General features: G+C 70.0%; 25 protein-coding genes and 1 pseudogene. 19 read left to right on the top strand and 7 right to left on the bottom strand.

The window, feature by feature from the left end; all coding sequences use genetic code 11:
• Positions 1-196 precede the first annotated feature (196 nt).
• Positions 197-829, top strand: a complete 633-nt coding sequence (locus AB0I45_RS10835) for a DUF1697 domain-containing protein (protein WP_345031749.1) — start codon at positions 197-199, stop codon at positions 827-829.
• A 218-nt stretch (positions 830-1,047) separates the two neighbouring features.
• Here AB0I45_RS10835 and AB0I45_RS10830 read toward each other — a convergent pair whose 3' ends face one another.
• Both AB0I45_RS10830 and AB0I45_RS10825 read right to left on the bottom strand, forming a co-directional pair.
• Complete coding sequence (locus tag AB0I45_RS10830; protein WP_360318307.1) at positions 1,048-2,136, bottom strand: zinc-binding dehydrogenase; 1,089 nt, start codon at positions 2,134-2,136, stop codon at positions 1,048-1,050.
• Positions 2,133-2,705, bottom strand: a complete 573-nt coding sequence (locus tag AB0I45_RS10825; RefSeq protein WP_175406887.1) for a PaaI family thioesterase — start codon at positions 2,703-2,705, stop codon at positions 2,133-2,135. Before AB0I45_RS10825 ends, AB0I45_RS10830 begins: the two co-directional genes overlap by 4 nt.
• Here AB0I45_RS10825 and AB0I45_RS10820 point away from each other — a divergent pair.
• The 8 genes and pseudogenes from AB0I45_RS10820 to AB0I45_RS10785 form a co-directional block, all read left to right on the top strand.
• A pseudogene (locus AB0I45_RS10820) lies at positions 2,596-3,084 on the top strand (hypothetical protein); the annotation flags it as partial. The gene AB0I45_RS10825 and the pseudogene AB0I45_RS10820 overlap by 110 nt on opposite strands.
• Before the next feature lie 73 nt (positions 3,085-3,157).
• Positions 3,158-4,537, top strand: a complete 1,380-nt coding sequence (locus tag AB0I45_RS10815; protein WP_360318303.1) for an AMP-binding protein — start codon at positions 3,158-3,160, stop codon at positions 4,535-4,537.
• 99 nt (positions 4,538-4,636) lie between these two features.
• Positions 4,637-5,611 (top strand): NADPH:quinone oxidoreductase family protein, encoded by a 975-nt coding sequence (locus AB0I45_RS10810; protein ID WP_360318300.1) that lies wholly within the window; start codon positions 4,637-4,639, stop codon positions 5,609-5,611.
• Between the two features lie 102 nt (positions 5,612-5,713).
• Positions 5,714-6,496: an enoyl-CoA hydratase-related protein gene (locus tag AB0I45_RS10805; protein WP_247423235.1), complete on the top strand. Its 783-nt coding sequence runs from the start codon at positions 5,714-5,716 to the stop codon at positions 6,494-6,496.
• A 6-nt stretch (positions 6,497-6,502) separates the two neighbouring features.
• The gene (locus tag AB0I45_RS10800; RefSeq protein WP_360318296.1) at positions 6,503-7,267 is read left to right on the top strand and encodes a glucose 1-dehydrogenase; all 765 of its coding nucleotides are present in this window, start codon (positions 6,503-6,505) and stop codon (positions 7,265-7,267) included.
• A gap of 121 nt (positions 7,268-7,388) precedes the next feature.
• Complete coding sequence (locus AB0I45_RS10795) at positions 7,389-8,285, top strand: enoyl-CoA hydratase-related protein (RefSeq protein ID WP_295691001.1); 897 nt, start codon at positions 7,389-7,391, stop codon at positions 8,283-8,285.
• A 401-nt stretch (positions 8,286-8,686) separates the two neighbouring features.
• Complete coding sequence (locus AB0I45_RS10790; protein WP_295691004.1) at positions 8,687-10,330, top strand: long-chain-fatty-acid--CoA ligase; 1,644 nt, start codon at positions 8,687-8,689, stop codon at positions 10,328-10,330.
• 1 nt (position 10,331) lies between these two features.
• Positions 10,332-10,838, top strand: coding sequence for a GyrI-like domain-containing protein (locus AB0I45_RS10785; protein ID WP_295691007.1), 507 nt, complete (start codon positions 10,332-10,334; stop codon positions 10,836-10,838).
• A gap of 26 nt (positions 10,839-10,864) precedes the next feature.
• Here the strand turns inward: AB0I45_RS10785 and AB0I45_RS10780 are convergent, their stop codons facing one another.
• Entirely contained in the window at positions 10,865-11,776 is a 912-nt protein-coding gene (locus AB0I45_RS10780) for a hypothetical protein (protein WP_247423228.1), read from the bottom strand.
• 105 nt (positions 11,777-11,881) lie between these two features.
• Between AB0I45_RS10780 and AB0I45_RS10775 the strand changes: the two genes are divergently transcribed.
• A complete protein-coding gene (locus AB0I45_RS10775) occupies positions 11,882-12,946 on the top strand; it encodes a 3-hydroxyacyl-CoA dehydrogenase NAD-binding domain-containing protein (protein WP_360318291.1) in 1,065 nt (354 codons plus the stop codon).
• On the opposite strand, the gene AB0I45_RS10770 is transcribed toward AB0I45_RS10775, so the two are convergent.
• Complete coding sequence (locus AB0I45_RS10770; RefSeq protein ID WP_265808349.1) at positions 12,922-13,275, bottom strand: nuclear transport factor 2 family protein; 354 nt, start codon at positions 13,273-13,275, stop codon at positions 12,922-12,924. The two genes, AB0I45_RS10775 and AB0I45_RS10770, sit on opposite strands and share 25 nt — an antisense overlap.
• A 199-nt stretch (positions 13,276-13,474) precedes the next feature.
• Here AB0I45_RS10770 and AB0I45_RS10765 point away from each other — a divergent pair, with 199 nt between their 5' ends.
• The 4 genes from AB0I45_RS10765 to AB0I45_RS10750 all read left to right on the top strand — a co-directional run bounded on the left by AB0I45_RS10765 (position 13,475) and on the right by AB0I45_RS10750 (position 17,396).
• Positions 13,475-14,851 carry an NAD-dependent succinate-semialdehyde dehydrogenase gene (locus AB0I45_RS10765; protein WP_265808348.1) on the top strand — a complete coding sequence of 459 codons (1,377 nt, stop codon included), beginning with the start codon at positions 13,475-13,477 and terminating at the stop codon, positions 14,849-14,851.
• 315 nt (positions 14,852-15,166) lie between these two features.
• Positions 15,167-16,036 carry a LysE family transporter gene (locus tag AB0I45_RS10760; protein WP_360318287.1) on the top strand — a complete coding sequence of 290 codons (870 nt, stop codon included), beginning with the start codon at positions 15,167-15,169 and terminating at the stop codon, positions 16,034-16,036.
• A gap of 45 nt (positions 16,037-16,081) precedes the next feature.
• Positions 16,082-16,828, top strand: a complete 747-nt coding sequence (locus AB0I45_RS10755; RefSeq protein ID WP_360318284.1) for a DNA-3-methyladenine glycosylase I — start codon at positions 16,082-16,084, stop codon at positions 16,826-16,828.
• Positions 16,829-16,904: 76 nt separating this feature from the next.
• The gene (locus tag AB0I45_RS10750; protein ID WP_295688206.1) at positions 16,905-17,396 is read left to right on the top strand and encodes an NUDIX domain-containing protein; all 492 of its coding nucleotides are present in this window, start codon (positions 16,905-16,907) and stop codon (positions 17,394-17,396) included.
• Here AB0I45_RS10750 and AB0I45_RS10745 read toward each other — a convergent pair.
• From AB0I45_RS10745 to AB0I45_RS10735, 3 genes are all read right to left on the bottom strand, one after another.
• Positions 17,372-18,430 (bottom strand): hypothetical protein, encoded by a 1,059-nt coding sequence (locus AB0I45_RS10745; RefSeq protein ID WP_295688210.1) that lies wholly within the window; start codon positions 18,428-18,430, stop codon positions 17,372-17,374. The two genes, AB0I45_RS10750 and AB0I45_RS10745, sit on opposite strands and share 25 nt — an antisense overlap.
• 53 nt (positions 18,431-18,483) lie before the next feature.
• Positions 18,484-18,693, bottom strand: coding sequence for a hypothetical protein (locus tag AB0I45_RS10740; RefSeq protein WP_247423218.1), 210 nt, complete (start codon positions 18,691-18,693; stop codon positions 18,484-18,486).
• A gap of 472 nt (positions 18,694-19,165) precedes the next feature.
• Positions 19,166-20,173: an aldo/keto reductase family protein gene (locus AB0I45_RS10735; RefSeq protein ID WP_247423216.1), complete on the bottom strand. Its 1,008-nt coding sequence runs from the start codon at positions 20,171-20,173 to the stop codon at positions 19,166-19,168.
• 264 nt (positions 20,174-20,437) lie between these two features.
• Between AB0I45_RS10735 and AB0I45_RS10730 the strand changes: the two genes are divergently transcribed.
• The 5 genes from AB0I45_RS10730 to tagD all read left to right on the top strand — a co-directional run bounded on the left by AB0I45_RS10730 (position 20,438) and on the right by tagD (position 25,559).
• Positions 20,438-21,055, top strand: coding sequence for a hypothetical protein (locus tag AB0I45_RS10730; protein WP_360318279.1), 618 nt, complete (start codon positions 20,438-20,440; stop codon positions 21,053-21,055).
• Positions 21,056-21,257: 202 nt separating this feature from the next.
• Positions 21,258-23,081 carry a formate--tetrahydrofolate ligase gene (locus AB0I45_RS10725; protein ID WP_360318276.1) on the top strand — a complete coding sequence of 608 codons (1,824 nt, stop codon included), beginning with the start codon at positions 21,258-21,260 and terminating at the stop codon, positions 23,079-23,081.
• A gap of 137 nt (positions 23,082-23,218) precedes the next feature.
• Complete coding sequence (locus tag AB0I45_RS10720) at positions 23,219-23,458, top strand: hypothetical protein (protein WP_360318273.1); 240 nt, start codon at positions 23,219-23,221, stop codon at positions 23,456-23,458.
• 175 nt (positions 23,459-23,633) lie between these two features.
• The gene (locus AB0I45_RS10715) at positions 23,634-24,965 is read left to right on the top strand and encodes a CDP-glycerol glycerophosphotransferase family protein (protein ID WP_360318270.1); all 1,332 of its coding nucleotides are present in this window, start codon (positions 23,634-23,636) and stop codon (positions 24,963-24,965) included.
• 198 nt (positions 24,966-25,163) lie between these two features.
• The gene (gene tagD, locus AB0I45_RS10710) at positions 25,164-25,559 is read left to right on the top strand and encodes a glycerol-3-phosphate cytidylyltransferase (RefSeq protein WP_295688297.1); all 396 of its coding nucleotides are present in this window, start codon (positions 25,164-25,166) and stop codon (positions 25,557-25,559) included.
• Positions 25,560-25,589 lie beyond the last annotated feature (30 nt).

Below are 25,589 nucleotides of genomic sequence, written 5' to 3'. Positions count from 1 at the left end.
ACCTGATCAACACGCGGCCGAGGCCCACACTCGAGTTGCAGACCCCGGCCGACATGTTCGAAAAGCTCCTGATGCGTTAGAAGCTTGACACCACCTGAACAGATCCTTCAGAAATTGCACTCTCACCCCGGCTGCGGCAACTGGTGCCGCGGCAGGGGAGTGGTGGGGGTGCGTTCTTCCTGCGAAAGGAGTTCCGATGTCCGGACAGCTGACCAAGCGGCGGTTCGCCGCCTTCCTCCGCGGGGTCAACGTCGGCGGTGCACACCGCCTTCCCATGGCCGAGGTTCGTGCCGTGCTCGGCGAGCTCGGCGCCTCCGACGTGGCCACGTACATCCAGTCGGGGAACATCGTCTTCACCGCGGAGGCCGGTGCGGGTGATGACCCTGCGGGCGACGATCCTGCGGGAGCAGGTCTGACAGCCGGCGGCGGCGAGCACGACGGTGACAGCGGCACCGATGCCACCGCGGCCGAGGCGTGGGCCGTGCGCATCGCCACCGCCCTCGAACAGCGCGTGGGCTTCCCGGTCCCGGTCGCGGTGCGCTCCGCCGAGGTGCTCGCCGCCGCCCGGCAGGCCTGCCCCTATGCGCCGGACGACCCGCGGTTCTGCCACCTGATCCTCCTCGAGTCCGCGCCGTCGGCCGGTGTGATGGACGAGATCCGGGCTCTCACCTCGGGCACGGACACCGAGGTGGCGGTGGAGGGGACGACGGCCTACCTCCTTACCCCGGGCGGGTTGGCGGCGTCGAAGCCGGCGGCGGCGATCAGCCGGCGCCTCGGCGGGACGGCCCGCAATCTGCACACGGTCGACGCGGTCATCGAGCGGTTGTGAGCGGGGCGGAGCGCACGCGAACTGCGGAGTATCCCGTTCGGAGCGCTCAATTGCGCGCTCGGTTCCGGATACCGCGCAGTTCGCGCACTGCTCCGCGGCGAAGTGCATCTGGAGGCGGCGCATCCGCGCTCAGTGCATCTCTTGCAGGACCCGCTGCAGCGCACTGACTGTGCGAAAAACGGCGTTTCCGCTCTCAGGAACCTTCGAAAATTGAGGTCTCAGGGGCGGATGGTGATGGTGATCTTGGCGGCTCCCTCGCCGTGGGCGCGGGTCGCCTCGAGCGCACGAGGCACGTCCTCGAGCCCCATCCGCACCTGCGTCATGTGGTCGACCCTGACTGCGCCGGTGCGAATCGCCTCGAGCGCCTCGTGGAAGCACCACTGACCAGGTTCGCCCTGCGCGTTGGAGAACCATTCGACGGTGACCGACTTGCGGAACGCCGCCATCGTCGGGAAGGTCCCCTCCCAGGTCTCGGGGTAGCCGAAGGCCCCCACGACGCCGCGGTGACGCGCGAGCTCGACGGCCTGCGCGCGCGTGGCGTCGAGCCCGGCGGCCTCGACGACGAGGTCGACACCCTCCGGATGTGCCCCGGCGACGACCGCGTCGAGCTCATCGGCGTGAACGGCCCGCGCCCCGAGCTCGCGCCCGAACCCGATCCGCGCGGCATCGACGTCGGAGGCGTACACCTCGACCCCGCGGGCCCGGAGCAGCTGGGTGAAGAACTGGCCGGCGGAGCCGAGGCCGAGCACCGCGGCGGTCCGCGTGCCCTCCCGCCAGTACTTGGCGAGCGCGGCGATCGTGCAGCCTAGCTGCTGGGCCATGAGGGCCCGCTCGAGCACGTCGTCCTCTCGCAGCGGGATGACGGAGCCGGCGTCGATCGCCTGGTACTGAGCGAAGCATCCGCCGAGGCGCCCGCTCGGCACCGTGATGACGCGCATGCCTGGGGAGAGCGCGCCCGGGGTGGTCTCGCCGTCCGCGCCTGCGAGGTGGACGTCTGCGCCCACCGCGACGATCGTGCCCGCGCCCTCGTGTCCCGGGTAGCCCGGTGCGTCGAGCATCTCCGGGCGGTGGAAGCCGTCGAGCGCGAGGTGCACGTCGGATCCGCACACCGAGGCGTACGCCATCTCGACGAGCACCTGTCCGGGTCCCGGCACGGGCACCGGGAAGTCGGCGACCCCGTAGCTCAGGCCCCGGCCCTCCAGCCCCGTCCCGGAACGGGCGGGCACGGGCTGCTCGGCCGCGAGGTTCTCATCGAGTGTGAGGCGCGCCGCCCGCATCGTCGCCGGCAGCGGCTGCGCGGCAGTCACTGCTTCGCCTCGATCCACAGCCCCTCCGCGCGCACCCGCACCTCGCCGTGGCAGGTGACCTCGCCCTCGAGGAAGCGCTTGCGGCCCTCCTGCCGGACGACCCGGCCGGTGACCACGAGCGGCTCACCCACCGGGGTCGCCGCGTCGTACTGCACGTTGAGGTAGCGGGTGTAGGCGCGCGGCGCATCCCCGGAGTTCGCCGCATTGCCGAGCACGTGGTCGAGCATGAGCGCGACGACCCCGCCGTGCACCCGACCGGGAGGGCCCTGGTACTGCAGCGGCAGCGTGAGCGAGCAGCGGGACTCCTCGCCGTCCCAGCGGATGTCCATCGGCGGGGCGATCGGATTCCGCGCCGAGGACGCCGGGGTGATGTCGTGCTCGATGTGGCTGCGCTGCGGGTGCGGGTCGTCGAGGGTGACCGCCGCCGGGTCGGCCGCCGCGGCCGCGAGCTTCTCCGCGATGAACGCGGTGTGCTCGGCGAGGCGGGCGTCGTCGGTCTCCGAGACGAGCGTGTGGATGAGCTCGCGGGTGAGTCGGGCGGTGTGTTCGGCGAAGTGCGATGCGGTCATGATCCTCATCCGGGTCGAGGGCGGGGTCTGGGCTGGTCGGGGGTTGGTCGGGTCGGCCAGTGTCGGTCTGTCCGGTCCGACCCGTCCCGGCAGGTCCGGCCGGACCGACCGGGCCGAGGGCGGGTCTTGTGTCCGGCCGGGTTTCCCACTAACGTTTCTGAACAAGCGTTCGGTAAGATTGATTGTAGTCCTCAACCGCCGGTTCACAAGGGTGTGCCGGCGACGCGGCCGGTCGGTCCGTCCGGACGCCCGTCCGACGCGGCAGTTCTCCGATCACGAGGAAGTGATGTGCATGTACCCAGGCAAGTGGGCGGCGACGACCCCCGACAAGCCGGCCGTGATCATGGCCGACACCGGTGAGACCCTCACCTACGCCGAGCTCGAGGGCCGCTCCCTGCGGCTCGCCAACCACTTCCGTGCGCTCGGCCTGCAGCCCGGGGGACCACGTCGCGATGATCGCGGAGAACCGGATGGAGATCATCGAGGCGTACTGGGCGGCCCTGCGCAGCGGCACGTTCATCACCGTCGTCAACCAGCACCTCACGCCCGCGGAGAGCTCCTACATCATCCACGACTGCGACGCCTCCGTCGTCCTCGTCTCCACCGGGCTGAAGTCCGCGCACGAGCTCAACGAGGAGTGCGCCGACATCCCGCACCGGATCGCCGTGGGCGGCCCGCTGTTGGGTGCGGAGGAGTACGAGGCGGTGCTCGCCGCCGCGAGCCCCGAGCGCCCGGACCACGAGCCGCGCGGCGACGACATGCTCTACTCCTCGGGCACCACCGGCCGGCCCAAGGGCATCCTGCCGACGCTCAAGGACCAGTCCGTCGAGGACGAGAACGTCCCGCTCATCCAGCTCTTCACCGCCCTCTACGAGTTCGGCGAGGACACCGTCTACCTGTCCCCGGCCCCGCTCTACCATGCCGCCCCGATCCGCTTCGTGATGACGACCCACGCCCGCGGCGGCACCGTGATCGTGATGCCGAAGTTCGACGCGGAGACCGCGCTCGGCCTCATCGAGGAGCACGGTGTCACCCACTCGCAGTGGGTGCCGACGATGTTCATCCGGATGCTCAAGCTGCCCGCCGAGGTGCGCGAGAAGTACGACGTGTCCAGCATGAGGGCCGCCATCCACGCCGCCGCGCCCTGCCCGATCGAGGTCAAGCGCGCGATGATCGAGTGGTGGGGCCCGGTGATCAACGAGTACTACGCCGCCACCGAGTCCAACGGCATCACCGTGATCAACAGCGAGGAGTCCCTGCGCAAGCCGGGCTCCGTGGGCCGCGACGGACTCATGGGCATCGCCCACATCTGCGGGCCCGACGGCGAGGAGCTGCCGCCCGGCGAGGTCGGCACGATCTACTTCGAGGCCGACCCGGACAAGGACCTCTTCGTCTACTACAAGGACGAGGCCAAGACCGCCGACACCCGGCATCCCGTCCACGAGCGTTGGACGACGATCGGCGACCTCGGCCACCTCGACGAGGACCGGTTCCTCTTCATGGCCGAGCGCAAGAGCTTCCTCATCATCACCGGCGGGGTGAACATCTACCCGCAGGAGGTCGAGAGCGAGCTCGCGCTCCACCCCGACGTCAAGGACGTCGCGGTGATCGCCGAACCCGACGAGGAGCTCGGCGAGATCGCCGTGGCCTACATCGAGGCCGAGGACCACGTGCGCCCCGGCGAGGATCTCGCCGAGCAGATCCGGACCTGGCTGGCCGACCACGTCGCCCGCTACAAGATCCCGCGGAAGTTCTACTTCATCGACGAGATGCCCCGCACCCCCACCGGCAAGCTCGTCAAACGCAAGCTCACCGAGCAGGCGCCCGCCTAGCCGGACCCGCGGGCACCTCGGCGCCGGCAGCCCGGCCCGAGGCACCCACCCCCCACCCGACACACCGCACCCGAACCCCGACAGAGAGAAGACAGACACATGAAGGCCATCCACGTCACCCGCCTCGACGGACCCGAGTCCGTCGAATTCGTCGACGCCGAGCGTCCCGCCCCCGGCCCCGGCGAGGTCCTCATCGAGGTCGCCGTCGCCGGCGTCACCTTCCCCGAACTGCTGCAGACCCGCGGCATGTACCAGGTGCGCCACGAGCTGCCGTTCGTGCTCGGCTCCGAGGCCGCGGGCACCGTCGTCGAGGTCGGTGAAGGCTCCCGCTTCGCCGTCGGCGACCGCGTCGCCGCGATCACCGGCAAGGGCACCTTCGCGGAGTACCTCGTCGCCGCCGACCAGCAGACCGTCAAGGTCCCGGACCCGGTCAGCCTCGCCCACGCCGCCGGGATGCCGATGAACCTCCTCACCGCCGACTTCTCGCTGCGCGTGCGCGGCAACGTCCAGCCCGGCCAGACGGTGCTCGTCCACGGCGCCGCCGGCGGACTCGGCTCGGCCGGCGTGCAGCTCGCGCTCGCGATGGGCCTCGAGGTCGTCGCCGTCGTGTCGACCGACGACAAGGCCGCGATGGTCAAGGAGCTCGGCGCGCACCACGTCGTCAAGGCCGAGGGCTTCAAGGACGCCGTCCTCGAGATCTTCCCCGACGGCGTCGACGTCGTCTACGACCCGGTGGGCGGCGACCGCTTCACCGACTCGCTGCGCTGCCTCAAGCGCTTCGGGCACCTCCAGGTGCTCGGCTTCACCGCCGGCGAGATCCCCACCGTCAAGGTCAACCGCCTGCTGCTGAAGAACATCTCCGTCGTGGGCGTGGCCTGGGGCGAGGCGACCCGCGGCAACCCGAACCTCATCGCCGAGCAGTGGGAGGTGATCTCCGAGCACGTCGCCGCCGGCCGCCTCAACCCGCACATCCACGCGACCTACCCGCTCGAGCAGGCGGGTGCGGCGATCTCCGAGCTCGACAACCGGGCCGTGCTCGGCAAGGTCCTCCTCGAGGTCAAGCCCGAGGCCTGAGCCTGCGACCCGCTCGGCGCCCGCATTCCGGCCCCCGGGCGGATCCTCCCGGCCCGGCCCGGCCGAGCCCTCACCCGCACTCCACAGACGAAAGGTCCGATCATGGCCGATCAGCACGATCAGCACCTCAAGGTCACCGTCGACGACGGTGTCATGACCATTCAGTTCATCCGCCCGCAGGCGCTCAATGCGGTTACCCGCGAGGTCGCCGCCGCCCTCGAAGCGGCGGTCGACCGGGCCGCGACCGAGGCGCGCGCGGTCGTCATCACCGGCGACGAGCGCTCCTTCTGCTCCGGTGCCGACCTCGGCGGCGACTCCGCGGCCGGCGGTGAGCGCAAGGGCGTCGGCCTCGACATCATCAACGCGATCATCCGCAAGATCCGCGACCTCAAGGTCCCGACCATCGCCGCGGTGTCCGGTCCGGCCGCTGGCGTGGGCTGCTCCTTCGCGCTCATCTGCGACTACGTCGTGATGAGCGAGGACTCCTACCTTATGCTCGCCTTCACCAAGATCGGCCTCATGCCCGACGGGGGCGCGACCGCCCTCGTCGCCGCCTCGGCCGGGCGCCACCGCGCGCTGCGCATGGCGCTCACCGCGGAGAAGGTCAAGGCCGCCACCGCCCTCGACTGGGGACTGGCCACCGAGGTCGCTCCCGGTGGGACCTACCTCGAACGGGCGCGGGAGATCGCCGCCCGGTTCGCCACCGGCCCCACGCTGTCGCTCGGGGAGACCGAGTACGCCGTCAACCAGGTCGCGCTGTCCGAGCTCGACTCCGCCCTCGACCGCGAGGCCGAGGGCCAGTCGCGCCTGCAGGGCAGCGCCGACTTCGCCGAGGGCGTCGCCGCCTTCCGGGAGAAGCGCGCCGCGAAGTTCGAAGGGAAGTGACCGACGATGGCTGAATTCCTCAACCTCGAAGGTCACGTCGCCGTGGTCACCGGCGGCAACAACGGCATCGGCCTCGGGATGGCCCGCGGGCTCGCGCAGGCGGGCGCCTCGGTCGCGATCTGGGGCCGGAACACCGAGCGCAATGCCGCCGCGGAGTCCGAGCTCTCACAGCTCGCCCCCGTCAAGTCCTTCGCCTGCGACGTGTCCGACCCCGCCCAGGTCGAGGCCGCGATGGCGGGCACGATCGAGGCGTTCGGACGCGTCGACTCGCTCATCGCGAACGCGGGGATCGGCGGGAAGAAGGGGCCGTTCCACGAGATGACGATCGACGAGTTCCACGACGTCGCGGCGGTCAACGTCGACGGCGTGGTGTTGAGCTTCCAGGCCGCGATCAAGCAGATGATCGCTCAGGAGTCCGGCGGCTCGCTTGTCGCGGTGAGCTCGCTCGCCGGCATCGAGGGCGCGGCGACGAACGTCCACTACGGCGCGACCAAGGGCGCGGTGCTCGCGATCATGCGCGGTCTGGCGACCGAGTACGCGCGCTACGGCATCCGCACCAATGCGATCCTGCCCGGCTGGATCGCGACCGACATGACGAGCGCGGCGGTGGGCAACGACACCTTCACCGAGAAGGTCATCAAACGCGTGCCGATCCGCCGCTGGGGCACCCCGGAGGACTTCGCGGCCGCCGCGGTGTACCTCGCCGGGCCCGGCAGCGCCTACACCAACGGCCAGCAGTTCGTCATCGACGGCGGGTACTCGGTCTTCTGATCCCGTCCGACCGTCCCCGGAGCGCACCGGTCCCGGTGCGCCCCCGGGGGCGGGATCGCGCGGCCCGAACGACCGGTCGGGCGAACCCCCGTCCCACCCACCCCTGAGCGAGAGGACGAGGATGTCCGACTACACCCACATCACGTACGAGGTGAGCGAGCAGATCGCCACCATCACCATCGATTCCCCGCAGACCAAGAACGCGTTCACCGCGCTCATGGGCCAGGAGCTCATCGCGGCGTTCCGGAAGGCGGACGCCGACGACGGCGTCAAGGTCGTCGTGTTCACCGGCAAGGGGCGGTTCTTCTGCCCCGGCGCGGACCTGTCCGGCGGCGCGGACACCTTCGACTACGACGCGCGCGAATCCGCCGCGGTCGACGTCGCCGGCGACGGCGGGGAGACGATCGAGGGCGTGCGCCGCGACGGCGGAGGCCGGGTGTCGCTCGCGATCGCGGCGATGCGCAAGCCGGTGATCGTCGCGTTCAACGGCGCCGGCGTGGGCGTCGGCTCGACTATGACGCTGCCGTGCGACATCCGGATCGCGAGCGAGGACGCGAAGTTCGGCTTCGTGTTCGCCAAGCGCGGGATCATGCCCGAGGCGGCCTCGACGTGGTTCCTGCCGCGCGTCGTCGGCATCAACCGGGCGCTCGAATGGGTGTACACCGGGCGCGTGTTCGGCCCGCAGGAGGCGCTCGAGGCGGGGCTCGTGTCCCGCGTGGTGCCTGCCGGCGAGCTCATGGACACGACCTACGCGGTCGCCCGGGAGCTCGTCGAGGGCTCCTCGGCGCTCACCATGGCCGCCGGTCGCAAGATGCTGTGGGGGATGCTCGGTGCGGATTCGCCGTGGGAGGCGCACCGCCTCGACTCGCGCGGGATCTACGAGCTCGGCCGGATGTCGGACGCGAAGGAGGGCGTGACCTCGTTCCTCGAGAAGCGTCCGCCGGAGTTCCCCGCCCGCATCCCCGCGGACTACCCCGAGTGGCTGCCCGACTTCCCGGGACCGCAGCCGGTGGAGTGACGCTCGCCGAGGTGCTGGTCGCCGAGGTGCGGGCCAGTGCCGAGAAGTGAGCCGGGATCGAGGTGTCGTCACGGTTCGAGTCGGGCCGGGGATCGCAGCAGCGGTCCCCGGCCCGTTCTCGTCCCCGCGGATATGTCAGGGTGCACGGACAGCCTCGCCGATGTGCACCTCGGCGGCGGTCGATGAGGAAATGTCAGCTGTTTGTCCGGAATGGGAGCGTGATGCCGATCACGCGATACGATTTCATTCGCACCACCGCACCACCGCACCGCACCACCGCACCACCGCACCACCGCACCACCGCACCACCGCACCACCGCACCACCGCACCACCGCACCACCGCACCACCGCACCACCAGCACCGCACCATCCGGCCACAGCGAAGTGAGAAGGAGCTCCGATGCTCAGAGGAATCCCGTCGACCATGGGCGACAACTACCCATTGAACATCAGCTCCCTGCTCACGCACGCGGCGACCGTGTTCCCGGACACGGAGATCGTCCACCGGAGCATCGACGGCGCCTGGCACCGCACCGACTACGGGCACATGCGCCGCCGCGTCGCGCAGCTCGCCCACGCCTTCGACGAGCTCGGGATCGGCGCCGGCACCATGGCCGGCGTGCTCGACTGGAACCAGCTGCGCCACTTCGAGCTCTACTTCGCCGTCCCCTCGGTGGGCGCGACGATGCTCCAGATGAACCTCCGCCTGGCCCCGGCCGACCTCGTCTACGTCGTCGAGCACTCGCAGGCGGAATGGGTGTTCGTCGACGAATCGCTCCTGCCGATCGCCGAGCAGCTCGCGCAGAAGGAGGAGGTCCGCTCCACCGTCAAGGGCTGGGTGGTGATGACGGACAAACCGTCGTCGGAGATCTCGACCACCCTGGACAACGTCCACTTCTACGAGGACCTGCTCGCCGGCCGGCCGGAGGAGTACGACTGGCAGTTCATCGAGGAGACGACCGCCAGCTACGCCGGATACACCACCGGCACCACCGGTCGCCCCAAGGGCATCTACTACTCCCACCGCTCGATGTACCTCCACACCTTCGGCATCATGAACGCCCTGAAGATGGGCTACACCGACACCGTCATGCCGGTCACCCCGATGTTCCACGTGGTGTCCTGGGGCATCCCGCAGGCTGCGGTCGCCGCCGGGGCCCGCGTCGTGCTGCCCGGCCGCTTCACCGCCGACAACATCGGCGACGTCGCCGAGGCGCTCATCAGCGAGGGCGTGACCGTCGCCAATGGCGCGCCGTCCCTGTTCGCACCGATCCTCGAGTACATCAAGGCGCTGCCGGAGACCCCCGATCTGTCCCGCGCCCGCCTGGTGTCCGGGGCCACCGAGCCGCCGCTGTCGCTCATGAAGGGCTTCTCCGACCTCACCGGCGCGCAGATCATCCACGCCTACGGGGCGAGCGAGACGAGCCCCGTGGTGTCCGTGAACTGGCAGATCAAGCCCGACCTCGGCGAGCTGTCCGAGGCGGAGCGCTGGGACCTCAAGCGCTCGCAGGGACTGCCGGTCGCCGGCGTCGAGATGAAGATCGCCGACCCCACCGGCGTCGAGCTGCCGCGCGACGGCAAGAGCGTGGGCGAGGTGTTCCTCCGCGGACCGTGGATCACCACGAGCTACCACCAGCTCGCCGACAACGACGAGCGCTTCCACGACGGCTGGTGGCGCTCCGGCGACGTCGGCGTCATCACCCCGGCCGGCTACCTCAAGCTCACCGACCGGCTCAAGGACGTCATCAAGTCCGGCGGCGAATGGATCTCCTCGATCGACATGGAGAACGGGATCCTCGACCACCCGAACGTGCTCGAGGCCGCGGTCATCGGCGTGCCGGACGAGAAGTACCAGGAGCGGCCGGTCGCCTACGTCGTCCCGCGCGAGGGCCAGGACGTCACGCGCGAGGACATCGCCGAGGTGCTCGGCGAGCGCTTCGCCAAGTGGCAGCTGCCCGACCAGGTCATCATCGTCGAGGAGCTGCCGCGGACCTCGGTGGGCAAGCTCGACAAGAAGCTGCTCCGCGCGAACTGGAGCGAGTGAGATGGGCGCCGACTCCGTGGGCGAGCCCCGCGCCGCGCTCGAGCTCGTCGACACCGCCGAGGTGACGACGGCCGTCGTCACGGCCACCGGGTACCCGATGGCCGAGCTCCGCACCCTGTTCGACACCGCGTTCTCCGGTCTGTTCCCGGTGCTTGGGCAGCGCGGCGTCCACCCGGCGGGTCCGGCGTTCGCGCTCTACCACCGGATGCCCGATGACACCGTGGACATCGAGGTGGGTGTGCCGATCGAGGTCGACCTCGGCGAGCCCGCGGAGCTCGAGGACGGGTTCACCGTCGAGCAGTCGCGGATCCCTGCCGGGCGCGTCGCCGCGATCAGCCACCTCGGCGGCTACGACGGCCTGGGGCGGGCGTGGGACGAGTTCATGGCCGCGGTCGAGCGCAGCGGGGCGAGCCCACGGCTGCCGTTCTGGGAGGTCTACGTCACCGAGCCGAGCCCGGAGGCGGATCCCGCGACCATGCGCACCGACCTCTTCACCTTCGTGGAGTAGCGGGAAGCCGGTCAGGCAGAGCGCCCTCAGGCGCGGGGGCCGGCCTCCTCGGCGGTGCTGATCTCGTCCTCGGCGAGCGGGCCGTCGTCGGGGTGGGTGAAGAGGTAGACACCGGTCTTGAGGAAGCCGCTGACCTCCCAGCCGTCGCCCAGCAGTCCCGTCGCCGCGTCGCGCAGCGCCATCCGCCAGCGGGTGGCGAGCTCGGCGTCATCGCCGCGCAGCGATTCGACGTCGGCGGGGATCCGCGCAGCGGCGACCTCGGTGCTGCGTGGCACCTCGCTGAGCACCGGTTCGCCGGCCTCGCCCAGGTCGAGGGCGTAGACCGCGCGCTCGAGCGCCTCCTCGTCGAGCATCGGCCGCTTGGCCGGGCGATCGAGCCGCCACGACACGAGGAGCCGGTCGGAGGCCTGGCCCTCGTTGACGCCGTCGCGCATCTGGCCGTAGAAGTCCTCGAAGTACTCGAGCGCGTTGACGCCCAGGCGGGTGAAGTTGAAGTACGCGTTGCGGGAGATCAGCGGGTCGAAGGTCCAGGTCATCTGCCGGATGCCGCGGTTGAGGCACCACAGCCGCTGGTGGAGCTTCATCGCCGCCCCGGTGCCGCGGCCCACCTGCTCGTGGCGCACGCCGGCGATGTGCGAATGCATCATCTTGCCCAGCGGCTCGCCGAAGAACCCGACCGTGACGCCGATCATCGAGCCGTCCTCGGAGTCGAAAGCCCCGGCCACGTAATTCCCGGAGTGGGCGAGCGCGATGAGCAGCCCCGGCTCGAGCTGCGTGGTGCCGGCGCGGCCGACGTTCCACACCTCGTCGAGGAGGAGGGACGCCTCGGCGGCCTCCTGCGCGGAGTGCAGTGCCCGCATGGTGATCCCGGCGGACTCCTGGGCGGCGGCAAGTTCGTCCTCGGCGATCGCGAGGACCTTCGAATCTACAGAGCTCATGGCCTCATTCTGCCACTCGTCGGCCGGTCGAGGTACCGCCCGGCCCGACGGCGGTTCCGACAACGGCTCGGTGGCGGACGGCGAGCGAGCGAGTACCCTGCTCGCATGAGCGATTCGGATCTCGATCTGACCAACGTCGACGTGCCCGCCGCCGGTGGTGCCCCGCCCTCCGGTGGATCCGATCGGCCCGCCGCCGGGAATCAGGAGGCCCGTGCCGGGCAGCCCCGGCTCGGCCCGGTGGCCGTGGTGGGCGCCGGCACGATCGGACTGTCATGGGCGCGGCTGTTCGCCTCCTGCGGGGCGCCCGTGCGGATCTTCGACCCGCGCCCCGACCTCGCCGAGGTGTGCGCCGGGATCGTCGCCGAGGCACCCGAGTGCGAGGATCTGCTCATCGTGGCCAAGTGCCTCGGCGAGGCGGTCGACGGGGTGCGCCTGGTCCAGGAGAGCGGGCCGGAGGACCCGGCGGCCAAGACCCAGCTGTTCGCCGACCTCGCCGAGTACGCCCCGGACGAGGCGCTCCTCGTGTCCTCGTCCTCGGCGATCACCGCGTCCACGATCGCAGCCCGGATGACCGATGCGGACGCCGCCCGCGTGCTCATCGCCCACCCTTTCAACCCGCCCCATGTCATGCCGCTCGTCGAGATCGTGCCGGGGGAGCGGACCGCACCGGAGTCGGTGGAGCGCGCGCTCGCGATCTACCGGCGCTGCGGCAAGGAACCCGTCGTGCTGCGGGCCGAGGCGGCCGGCTTCGTGGGGAACCGGCTGCAGAACGCGGTGCTGCGGGAGGCGGCCGGGCTCGTGCAGCGCGGCGTCGTGTCCCCGGCAGACGTCGACGCGGTGGTGCGGAACTCGCTCGGTCTGCGCTGGGCGGCCGTCGGCCCGTTCGAGGGCATGCACATGGGCGGCGGCGGGCAGGGGTTCCGCGGATTCATGGAGCACATCGGACCGTCGTTCGCCGCCATCGACATCCATGAGCCGGACATGTCGCCGGACGGGATGGCGCCGGTCGTCGAGCAGGTCGAGGAGGCCTACGGCCCGTACGCCTCGGCCGAGGCGATCCGGCGCCGGGACGCGATCCAGGCCGGCGTGCTCCGGGTGCGGGAGGAACTCGATGCGGGTCCTCCCCGCCGCTCCGGTCCCGGTGCTCAGACAGCGGCGCGGAAGAAGTAGCTCGTGCGCTTCGCGATGAGGCCGGCGTCGTCGAAGACGAAGAAGTCGGCGAACCCCTCGTGCGCCTCGGCGCCGGACTTGAGCACGCCGTCGAACCGGCCGCGGACTGCCGCCCGGTTGCCGTCGGTGATGATCTCGTCGAGCGTGTGCGCGCCGGACTCGATGACCCGCGCGTCGTGGTAGAAGTCGCTGATCTGCGCGCCGGTGAGGGTGTCGTACCCCGGCCGGTCGTAGGTGCCGTCGGGTGCGAACAGCGCCGCGGTGGCGGCCGGGTCCCCGGCATCGACGGTGTCGTAGTAGGTGCGGGCGAGCGCCTCGGCGGCGGCCATGTGAACTCCTTCGTCCGGATGCGGCGGGACTGCCGGCGCATGGTGCGCGCGAGCCGTCGTCAGCAGTCTACTCATCCGCCTCTCCCCGCGATCGCTGTGACTTGTCTCACCAGGCGGGCGTCGGTGGCTTCGCGGTTGCCAGGCCTGGAATGCGGGGCATAGCGTGGGGTCAGGACTTTCAACGCAGAGGAGCGTGCACATGTCGCAGTACCAGGTCGTCAATCCTGCCACCGGCGAGGTGGTCGAGGAGTACCCCACCGCCACCGATGCGCAGATCACCGATGCGCTCGAGCGCTCGCACCAGGCCTACGCCTCATGGCGTGAGACCCCGATCGAGGAGCGCACCAAGGTGCTGGCCCGCGTCGCGGAGATCTACAACGAGCGCTCCGAGGAGCTCGCGAAGATCATCCAGCTCGAGATGGGCAAGGCGGTTCCGGAGGGCCAGGGCGAGATCGCGCTCGTCGGCCTCATCTACAACTACTTCGCCGACAACGCGAAGGCCTTCATCGAGGAGGAGAAGCTCAAGGGCCCCAAGAACGCCGAGGCCTACATCCTCCGCCGTCCGGTGGGCTCGCTGCTCGGCATCATGCCGTGGAACTTCCCCTACTACCAGGTCGCCCGCTTCGCCGCTCCGAACCTGGCGCTGGGCAACACGATCATCCTCAAGCACGCGCCGCAGTGCCCCAAGTCCGCGGCCGTGATGGAGCAGATCTTCCAGGACGCCGGCCTCCCCGCCGACGCCTACATCAATGTCTACGCGACCAACGAGCAGGTCTCCGACGTCATCCTGCCCGACCCGCGCAACCAGGGCGTGTCGCTGACCGGCTCCGAGCGCGCCGGTTCGGCCGTCGCCGCGGCGGCGGGCAAGAACCTCAAGAAAGTCGTGCTCGAGCTCGGCGGGTCCGATCCGTACATCCTGCTCGACTCGCCGGACCTCGACGCGACAGTGAAGACCTTCTTCGGCACCCGCATGGGCAACACCGGCCAGGCGTGCAACTCGCCCAAGCGCATGATCGTCATGGACGACATGTACGACGAGTTCGTCGAGAAGCTCACCGCCGTCGCCAAGGAGGCGACGCCGGAGGACCCGACCGCGGAGGGCTCGAAGCTCTCGCCGCTGTCGAGCCTCGCGGCCAAGGAGCGCTTCATGGAGCAGGTCCAGGCCACGATCGCCGACGGTGCGACCATTCACGCCGGCGAGGGCGACTACGACACCCCCGGTGCCTTCGTGAAGCCGGTCGTGCTCACCGACGTCAAGCCCGGCAAGCGCGGCTACCACGAGGAGCTGTTCGGCCCGGCGTTCATGGTGTTCAAGGCATCGAGCGAGGAAGAGGCCATCGAGCTCGCCAACGACACCCCGTTCGGGCTCGGTTCGGCCGTGTTCTCCGCCGACGTCGACAAGGCCGCGAAGGTCGGTTCGCAGATCGACGCGGGCATGGTCTTCATCAACAGCCCCGAGCAGTCGCGTGAGTTCCTGCCCTTCGGCGGGGTCAAGCGCTCCGGCGTCGGCCGCGAGCTCGGACCGCTCGCGATGGACGAGTTCTGTAACAAGCAGCTGTTCTACAAGCAGCAGTGATCGCGCAGCTCCTCGCGCGGGCCTGATCGGGTGGACCGATCGGTTCGGGTGAGGTGCGAACCGCTCCCGAGGCGCCCGCCGGCATCGTGCCGGCGGGCGCCTTGTGCGTGGGGCGGGAATGCCTGATCGCGGGGTGCTGGGCGCTGGGACATGTCGGTGTGCCGGACGTGCTGGGCCGGGACATGTCGGGGCACCGGGCATGTTGGGGCAGCAGGCGTGCCGGGGCGCTGGGCGCGCTGGGTGCCGGGTCATGCACTACCGTGATGCCGTGACCCGAAGCGCTGACTCGCCGGCCTGGACCGCTGGAGCCTCCCGATGACCGCGGGGGCGTGGGCCGTGCTGCTCGGCACCTGGGCGGTGGCGGTCGCCTCGCCCGGGCCCGACTTCGTCGCGGTGCTGCGCGGCTCGATGGCCGGCGGCACGGCGCGCGGACTCCGCGTGGCAGCAGGTGTGGTGGCCGGGATCGCGGTGTGGATCGCCGCCGCGCTCATCGGGATCGTCGCACTGATCTCCTCGCACCCGACGGTGTTCCTCGCGGTGCGCTGGGCGGGCGCGGTGTTCCTCGTGCTCTACGGCGGGTACATCCTCAACTCGCTCGCTCGAGCGAGGAAGCAGAAGAGCGGTCACGTGGGGGACCCCGAAGCGGACCCTGCGGGGGATCGAGGCGAGAGTGCGAGCGCTGGCTCGTCGGGCTCGGATTCGGCTACCGGGTCGGCAACTGGTTCGACGGCGACATCGGTGGCCGCTTCGATTCAGATGCCCACCTCGACTCAGGTGCCTGCCTCGTCTCCGGCAACCACCCCGACTTCGGCACCCGCCTCGGCCCCGGGAACAACCCCGGCTCCGGCACCCGCCCCCGCATCCACCTCGACTCCGGCGCGGTCGGGCTGGGCCGATGTGCGCCTCGGCTTCCTCACGAACACCGTGGGCAACCCGAAGGCCGTCGTGTTCTTCGGGGCGCTGTTCGCCGGCATCCTGCCCGCCGGGATCGAGGCGGGGGAGTCCGTGGCGGTGGGCCTGGCGATGGCGGGGATCGCGCTCGTGTTCTTCGCCGCGCTCGCCTTCGCTACCGGCCGGCCGCTCGTCATCCGCGCCTACGAGCGGGCGCAGACCGCGATCGACACGGTCGTGGGTCTTGTGTTCATCGTGCTCGGCCTCGCTCTGCTGCCGTGGGGCGGAGTGTGAGAGGGTCGGCCTCCACCATCGGACCGCGCCCGTAGACTCGCATCCATGAGTGCACCGCAGGAACCCCGTCGGACGGATGAGGCGGCAGAGCCGGCCGCGACAGGGCCGGCCGACAGCCCCGGTGCGGCACCGACCCAGCTGCCGACCTCCGCAGGAGAACCCGCCTCGGGGCCGGTGAGCCGGCAGGTTGCCGATGAACCCGGCGGGCCGGTTGTCGGCGAGGACGGGAAGGCGCGGACGCCATGGGCGTACGGGCACCCGCTGCTGCTCGACTACTACGACACCGAGTGGGGGCTGCCGGTCACCTCGGAGGCGGGGATGTTCGAACGGCTGAGCCTCGAGGGGTTCCAGGCGGGGCTGTCGTGGCTGACGATCCTCCGCAAGCGCCCGCGGTTCCGCGAGGTGTTCGCCGGCTTCGACGTCGACGCGGTCGCCGAGTTCGGGAGCGGGGACGTCGCGCGGCTGCTCGAGGACCCGGGAATCATCCGGCACCGCGGCAAGATCGAGGCCTGCCTCCGGAATGCTCGCGCCACGATCGCACTGCGTGACGGAGGCGGTCTCGTGGCGTTCATCGAGTCATTCGCTCCGGAGACGACGCCGCAGCCGCGGACCATGACGGAGGTGCCCACGGTGAGCGCGGAGTCGACGGCGCTGTCGAAGGCGCTGAAGAAGCGCGGCTTCGCGTTCGTCGGTCCGACGACCATGTACGCGCTGTTCGAGGCGGTCGGGATCGTCGACACGCACCTGCTCGGTTCGCACCGACGAGGGGTGTCAGGGCGGTGGCCTGCATGAGGGCAGCTGCGCGGGCCTGGGCCGGGGCCGGGACGATCCCCGTGGATGGTGCAGCGGTTCCGAGGCGGTGGCCGGAATGAACATCGTCGTGTCCGCGCTCGTCGTCGTGCACCCGGACGGGCAAAGCCTGCTCATGGTGCGGAAGTCCGGGACGACGTCCTTCATGCTGCCCGGCGGCAAGCCGGAACCGGGAGAGACCGCAGTGCAGGCGATCGTACGGGAGATCGCCGAGGAGCTCGGGCCCGCGCTCGACCCGGTCGATCTCGAGGAGCTCGGGACGTGGACGGCGCAGGCGGCCAACGAGGCGGGGTTCTCCGTCACCGGCACGGTGTTCCTCCACGACGGGATCCCGGACGGGCTCGACGTCGAGGAACCGCAGGTGCTCGAGGAGATCGAGGAGGCCGGCTGGTTCCCCTGGGACGCGCTGCCGGCGGACACCCCGGCGCGGCAGTTCGCTTCTCTCACCCGCGACCACGTGATCCCGCACCTGCGCAAACGGCTGCGCGCTCGATCGGTGCAGGCACCACGGGATTCGACGCCGGTTTACTGGGCGTCGGACCAGGCGTAGAGGGCGCGGTAGAGCTCGACGGGTGCGCAGCCGCAGGCATCGGCGAGGGTTATGAGCGTGGAGATGTAGTCGAGGTAGTCGATCCGGGCCGGGTTGTCCGAATCGAGGTGACCGGCGGCGTGGAGTGCTCCCACGGCTCGGGCGTCCATGATCGCGAAGCGCTTGGGGTACACCGCGGACAGGAGCGAGCTGGCGAGCGGCACACCGACGCCGTCGAGGGTACGGAGGATGTCGATGCGGAACTTGTCCGGGGTGTCGTCGTCGAGCGCGACCGAGGTGATGAACCGGATGTCGTGCTTCGCGTGGTGCTCGAGGAGGTTGAGCACGGCGAGGCCCTTCCACTGACCCACGCGGAGGAAGCCCTTGCGCTTCATCCGGCCCTTCTTGCGGGCCTTCGGCCCGTCCTTCTCCAGGACGCGCTGCTCGATCCCGGTGATCTCGTAGCGCGGCGCGAACTCCGCGACGAAGGAGCTGTCGATGACGGGCGCGGCAGAGCCCCGGCCCGTGCTCGTCGCCGGCGCCGATGCGGATGTCGATGCAGACGAGCTCGGCTTCTCGGCTGCGACCGGTGCCGCGGTGGCCGGGGACTTCGATCTCGTCGGCGGCTTTGACTTCGCAGGTGCCTGCGAGGGCGGGCCGGACTTCGTCTGCGACGACGTCGCTGACGGTGTGGAGGGGGTCGACTGCGCGGTCGACTCGGCGGTCGACTTCGCCGAGGACTTCGGCTTCTTCACCGACTTCTTCGCTGACGACTTCGGCTTCGCGCTCGTCGACTTCGCACCTGCCTTCGGGCTGGACTTGGCGGTAGCGGTCTTCTTCGCGCCGGCCTTCTTCGTTCCGGCCTTCTTCGCGCCGGTCTTCTTCGCGCCGGTCTTCTTCGATGTCGAGGTCGATGTGTCCTTCTGGGGCGACTTCGCCTGCGAGGTCGTCGCCGATGCGGACGAGGCGGAACCCGACTTCGCCGATCCGGACGAGGCGGATGCAGAGGTGGGCTTCGCGGATGCGCTCGCGGTCGAGTCGGGGGTGTCAGACATGGATCAAGTCTACGCGGGCGTAGGAGCTGGTGGTCAGGCCGACGCTGGGCGAATCAGAGCATCCCGAATGCCGATGCCGCGACCGGCACCCCGAGCCCGAGGCCGCCGAGCACGGCCACGAGCAGGAAGGTGCGGATCTTCCGCGAGGGGCGCCTGCCGGCAGCGGCAGGAGTCGGCACCGAGGTGGAGCCGGGGATGACGGGAATGCCGTAGAGGTCGCGAGGGATGTCGCGCGATGTGGGGGAGTGCCGATAGTGCTGCACGGGGTCTCCTCGGTGTGGCGGCGGGTGCTGGGACCAGTCAACCCCTCGGCGCGCTTTCGAACGTGGCGAACCTGTGCCGGTTCCGACACACGGGCCGCATCGACCTGCCGATCCCGCCGACCTGCCGCTCGGGCTCGAACTCCCAGGCAGAAATCGTGCGCACATGGCAGCTCGAAGAGCCGACCGAGCATGAGTGACACCTCGACGAGCTGAGTAAGTCCTGGAATCAGCGCGCTGCTCCGCCCGAGTCCCGGGTTCGGCGAGTCGGACCGGCTGGGCACAAGTGTCAGCACTTCGGGCGGACTGACTGCCAGACTTGGCTCGCTGAGCTTCCATCAGCCCAGCACTGCATACCCGCCATCTCTGAATCACCACCAACACGCCAGCTCACGCACCCCCTGAAACCGCAATTTCCTGCGGTTTCGTTCACAGAAACCGCAGGAAATTGAGTGGTGAGTAGTGGGCCGTCGGGTCAGCTCGGGCGGGTGTCGGGGGAGACGGTCTTCGCCGGATCGGTGACTGCGAGGTTCCCGACGACCGCGTCGATGCGGGACAGGACCTCGGGCTCGAGCTTCACCCCGGCGGCGCCGACGTTGTCGGCCACCTGCTCCGGCTTCGACGCACCGACGAGCGCAGAGGCGACGTTGTCGTTCGCGAGCACCCACGCCACGGCGAGCTGCGCCATGGACAGCCCCAGATCCGCGGCGATCGGCTTGAGCTGTTCGACCCCGGCGAGCACCTCGTCGGTGAGATAGCGCTTGATGCTCTGGGCACCACCGCCCTTCTCGTCGGTCGCTCGCGATCCGGCGGGCAGCTCCCCGCCGGGAGCGTACTTGCCGGTGAGCACGCCCTGCGCGATCGGCGACCACACGATCTGGGAGATGCCGAGCTCCTCGCACGCGGGGATGACCTCGGCCTCGATGACGCGCCACAGCATGTTGTACTGCGGCTGCGAGGAGATCAGCTGCACGCCGAGGTCCTCCGCGAGCGCATGCCCGGCGCGGATCTGCTCCGCCGTCCATTCGCTCACCCCGATGTAGAGGGCCTTGCCCTGCCGGACCACGTCGGCGAAGGCCTGCATGGTCTCCTCGAGCGGGGTCTCGTAGTCGAAGCGGTGCGCCTGGTAGAGGTCGACGTAGTCGGTGCCCAGCCGCCTGAGCGAACCGTTGATCGACTCGAGGATGTGCTTGCGCGACAGGCCGGAGTCGTTGTGGCCGCGGGGCCCGGTGGGCCAGTAGACCTTGGTGAAGATCTCCAGGGACTCGCGCCGCTGCCCGGCGAGCGCGTCGCCGAGCACCTGCTCGGCACGGGTGTTGGCGTAGACGTCGGCGGTGTCGAAGGTGGTGATGCCGGCGTCGAGCGCGGCGTGCACGCACTGTGTGGCGATGTCGTTCTCCACCTGGGAGCCGTGGGTGAGCCAGTTGCCGTAGGTGATCTCCGAGATCTTGAGACCGCTGTTGCCGAGATACCGAAATTCCATGTGTTCCTCCTGCTGGTGAGGGTGGGTGCTCACGGGTGCGCGAGCGCATGCGTGCCATGTGCGAGCCTACCGAGGCGACGGCACCGCGGAAAGGGTGCCGGGCCTCAGCCGTGGTCGGGGCGCTGGGCCAGAATGACGCCGGTGCCGGTCCGGAATCCGGGGAAGAGTCCGGGCAGCGGCGGTGCCGTTCGGCCTCGGGCAGGCTCGCGCGCCATTCACCTCGGCGACTGCTGCCGGTCATCGCCGCTCGTATACTCGCTCACTGTGGACACCTCACGAACCCTCACCCCACAGATCACGCTCGAGGCGACGAGCGTGCGCCGGCCCGAGGTGCAGGCGCAGTACCAGCACGACGTGCTCGAGGAGAAGGCGATCTTCCCCGAGCGGCGCCCCTGCGCGATGGGCAAGATGATCCGCAAGGCGCGCGCCGCCGGCCTCACCGACCCGAGCGAGCCGATCCTCGGCGAGAACATCTACCCTTACGCGCACTTCGCCGACCAGGAGGTGCTCCACCACCAGCTCCTCACCCCGAGCTACCACGTGCCCGACATCGACGACCTCCGCGAGATCGACCCGGTGGCGTGGGAGAAGTTCTACCTCGAGCAGGGCGAGCTGCGCCGGGCTGGGCGCGCAATCTTCATCCACGGCCTGGGATCCTCGGCGATGTCGGTCGCCGCCCACGTGCACGCCCACGTGTTCACGCTGGGCGTGAAGATCTCCGTCTTCGACTACGACCAGGAGGAGCAACGGGTGCGGATCCGCGCCGGCGACTGCTGGCTCGTCGACACCGAATCGGGAGAGCCGCTGCCTGCGCCCGAGCCCTGGGAGCCGGAGGCCAGCGTGTGCGACCACGTCTACCAGGACCGATTCGGCTGGGCCTGAACCGCGCTCCGTCCGAGGCGCCCCGCGTGAGCTGAGACGTGCCGTGCCGCCGTCGGTGCCCGCGGTCGAGCCGGGTGGAGGGGAGGCGTCCGAGACTGTGCCCGTCGCCGGAGCGCTGTGGCCGGGCTGGCCGGGAAGCACTCTGCGAAACGAGCGCATCGCTCATCTGTGTTCGATGGGGTGGTCCGGGCATACTGGGCTCATGTCGACTGATATCGAGATCGCGTCCCGCGCCGAGCTCAAGCCGATCGGTGAGATCGCCGCGTCGATCGGGCTGAGCTATGAGGACATCGTGCCCCATGGTCACCACGCGGCGAAGCTGCCGCTGGGCGTGCTCGCGACCGGGGCCGAGGCGGTCGCCGCACCCGGCAGGCTCGTCCTCGTCACCGCGATGAGCCCGACGCCTGCCGGTGAGGGCAAGACGACGACGAGCATCGGGCTTGCCGATGCGTTCGGACACCTTGCGCGCGAGGAGAACTGGCCCCAGGTGCACGGCAAGGCGCCGGCGGTGCTCGCGCTGCGTGAGCCGAGCCTCGGCCCGGTGTTCGGGATGAAGGGCGGAGCAGCCGGCGGCGGCTGGGCTCAGGTGCTGCCGATGGAGGACATCAATCTCCACTTCACCGGGGACTTCGCCGCGATCGCGCTCGCGAACAACCTCGCGTGCACGATGCTCGACAACCACATGCACTTCGGCAACGAGCTCGACATCGACCCGCGGCGCATCACGATCCGGCGCGTCGTCGATCTCAACGACCGTGCCCTGCGGCAGATCGCGATCGGGCTCGGCGGCTACAACGGTGGGATCCCGCGCGAGGACGCCTTCGACATCGTCGTCGCGAGCGAGGTCATGGCGATCTTCTGCCTGGCGACCTCGCTCGAGGACCTCAAGGAGCGCCTGGGCCGGATCGTCGTCGCGCGCACCCGTTCGAAGAAGGCTGTGACCGTCGACGACCTCGGCGCGGCCGGGGCGATGACTGCGCTGCTGCGCAATGCACTGCGACCGAATCTCGTGCAGACGATCGAGCATACGCCGGCGTTCATCCATGGCGGGCCGTTCGCGAACATCGCCCACGGCTGCAACAGTGTGCTCGCCACGGCCGCCGCTCGCCGGTTCGGCCAGTGGGCCGTGACAGAGGCGGGATTCGGCGCCGACCTGGGTGCGGAGAAGTTCCTCGATATCACCATGCGGGCCATGGACTCGTGGCCGGATGCGGCGGTGGTCGTCGCGACGGTGCGCGCGCTGAAGTATCACGGCGGGGTGCCGCGGGCCGACCTCGAGCTGGAGAATCTCGAGGCGCTCGAGGCGGGGCTGCCGAACCTCCGGCGGCACCTGTCGAACCTGAGCGAGGTGTTCGGCGTGGCCACGGTGGTGAGCATCAATCGGTTTCCCTCGGATACCGACGCCGAGGTGGACCGCCTCGTCGAGCTGCTCGCCGCCGAGGGGATCGCGGCGGTGCCGGCGACGCACTGGGCCGATGGCGGCGCGGGCGCGGTCGACCTGGCGCGGGCTGTCGTCGGCGCGGTGGAGGGTGGCGCTGCGGCCGGGGGTGCTGCCGCCGGTGCCAGCACGGGTGCCTCTGCCGGTGCCGCGGGAGCCACTGAATCCGAATCGAATGCACCCACGTCGATTGCTCCCGCACCGAATGCTCCCACGCCGCAGTACTGCTACGACCTCGACGAGTCCCTGGAGGACAAGATCGAGGCGATCGCGGTGCGGACCTACGGGGCATTGGGCATCGAGATCCTCGCCGCCGTGCGGAAGAAGCTCGACATGTTCACCGAGGAGGGTTTCGGCGGGCTGCCGGTGTGCATCGCGAAGACGCAGTACTCGTTCTCGACGGATGCCGCGCAGCTGGGCGCGCCGACCGGCCACACGCTCACGGTGCGCGATGTCCGGCTGTCCGCAGGCGCGGGATTCGTCGTCGTCATCTGTGGTGAGATCATGACGATGCCGGGGCTTCCACGCAATCCGGCGGCGCTGAAGATCGATGTGGACGGCGACGGGCGGATCACCGGATTGTTCTGACACTGCCCGGGTGTCCCGACCGATGACGATGACGACATGAACGCACAGAGACGGAATCCACCGGGGTGCCTGGTGGCCTAGGGAGCCGTGGCCGTAGGCGGGATCATCGTGCTCCTCGTCGGGCCGCAATCTGGATCATGCTGGGGTCGTCGCCGATGTTCTACGACTCCGAAGATCCGTGGTTCGACAACCCGGTCACCTTCGACCTGGGTGGCGGCGCGGACGAGGACGGCGAATCCGACGGTGATTCCGACGGCGAGGATCCCGATGGTGACGGTTCAGGTGGTGAGGATTCCGAGGACCGCGGCCAGGGCACTGGTGATGGCGAGCAGAACCCCGGCGATGGCGACTCCGATGGTGAGGATGACAACGGTTGATGCGGTTGCACCGAAGCCACGGCTGACGAACCCGCCGCGGATCGACGTTTCCGCAGTCGTCTCCCAGGAAAACATGGGGTGGTCACGGATGGTGATCGTCGAACCCTGGGCAGGTCGGGGTTGCACCTCCCGCGCCGGGTCGGCCCGGTTCCCGGGCCCCGGCATAATAGGTCGCATGAATCGCCCCGAGCCGTCCCCCTCCTCGCGTCTGCGTCTGGCGGCCGGAATTGCCCGCTCCGCCGCCCGCGCCGGCTCCCGCCTCCTCGCCGAGCGCACCGCTGCGGCCCGGCTCCCCGCCGCCTGCCGCCCGCAGCCCGCGGATACCTTCATCGCTGCCGCCCACCATGCCGGGGACGACGGCTCGCTCTACCAGCTCGAGCAGTGGCTGTGGCCCTTCGAGCGCCTCGCCGAAAGGCTGCGGGAGGAGACCGGGATCGCCGAGCCCTTCGGGATCCTCACCCGCTCGGCCCCCCATGCCCAGCGCTTCACCGAGCGCACGGACCTGCCAGTGCGCTACTCCCGGCACTCCTCCGGGCTCGACGCCTTCATGTCCGCGCCGGGTCTGCGGGTGGTCTACTACGCCAACCAGGCGACCCAGAACTTCCAGGCCCTGCGGTACCCGCGGCCGGCCCACGTCCATCTGAGCCACGGGGAGAGCGAGAAGATCTCGATGATCTCCAACCAGCTCAAGGCCTACGACCGCGTGTTCACCGCCGGCCCCGCGGCGCGGGAGCGGCTGCTCCACACGCTCATCGAACTCCCTGCTGAGCACCTCGTCGACGTCGGCCGTCCCCAGCTCGATGCGCCGCGCGCGGTGCCGGCGGACGTGCTCACGGGGGCGAGCACCGCGGAAGGGCCAGCCACGGTCGGCGCGTCGTCGGGCACAGGCGACAGCTCCGCGATCGACCCCCGCCCCCTCGTGTTCCTCGCCCCCACCTGGGAGGGTGATTCGCCGGCGATGGCCTACGGCACCCTCCCGGAAGCGGGGGAAGCGCTCGTGACGGCGCTCCACGCGGCCGGGATGCGAGTCCTTTACCGGCCGCACCCGCGCACCGGCCGGATCGATCCGCGTTTCGCCCGCGCGCACGAGCGGGTGTCCGCCCTCGTCTCCGCCGCACCGGGCTCGCGTGTCGACGACTCCCCGAACGTGGGCTGGCAGTTCGATGCCGCGGACGCGTGCATCGCGGAGATGTCCTCGGTCGCCTTCGACTGGCTCGCGACGGGCAAGCCGCTCGTCATGCTCCGCCCCGTCCATCCCGGGGCCGAGGTGCTCGCCGGCGGGCTGTTCGACCGGGTCCCCGCCGTGCGGCCGAACATGCCCGGTGCCGCCGCCGAGGTAGTGGCGGCGCTGTCCGTTGAGCTCACCGGGGGCACCGGCCGGGAGGAGCGCCTCGCCGCCGGTCGCCACTACCTGGGCGACACGAGCCCCGGTGCCCAGCAGGCGCGCTTCGAGGACCGCAGCCTCGAGCTCCTCCGCCTGCGGGACGCGCAGCTCGCAGAGTCTTGAGGGGTGACCGCCCGGCCCCGCGGATCGGACGGTGTTCGGCCTCTCGCGGCGGCCCAGGGGAGGCCCCTGCCGCCCAGGTGAACGCACGGTGACGAAACAGGAACTATACTGCGACGTAACCATGAACGACTGAGCTCCCTCGACCGGCCGATGAAGCCGGTGCGGAGCCAGTGGAACACCACCACCGCGGAGGCACGTATGCGCCGGGTCATCACCTACGGCACCTTCGACCTGCTCCACTACGGCCACATCCGGCTGCTCCAGCGCTGCAAGGAGCAGGGCGACTACCTCGTCGTCGCGCTGTCGACCGACGAATTCAACGCCGGCAAGGGCAAGGAGTCCTTCTTCTCCTACACCGACCGCAAGAACATGCTCGAGGCCATCCGCTACGTCGACCTCGTGATCCCGGAGGAGACCTGGGACCAGAAGGAGGCCGATGTCGACCGATTCCACATCGACACCTTCGTCATGGGCGACGACTGGACGGGCGAGTTCGATTTCCTCAAGGGCCGCTGCGAGGTCGTGTACCTGCCGCGCACCCCGGAGATCTCCACGACACGGATCAAGAACGACCTCGCGAGCCAGCCGCGCTGATCGATGGCGGCAGTACAACGGACGGGAGAG

The sequence above is a fragment of the Brevibacterium sp. NPDC049920 genome, assembly GCF_040656435.1.
Classification (GTDB): domain Bacteria; phylum Actinomycetota; class Actinomycetes; order Actinomycetales; family Brevibacteriaceae; genus Brevibacterium; species Brevibacterium pityocampae.
This window is presented reverse-complemented; position numbering and strand designations above follow the sequence as displayed.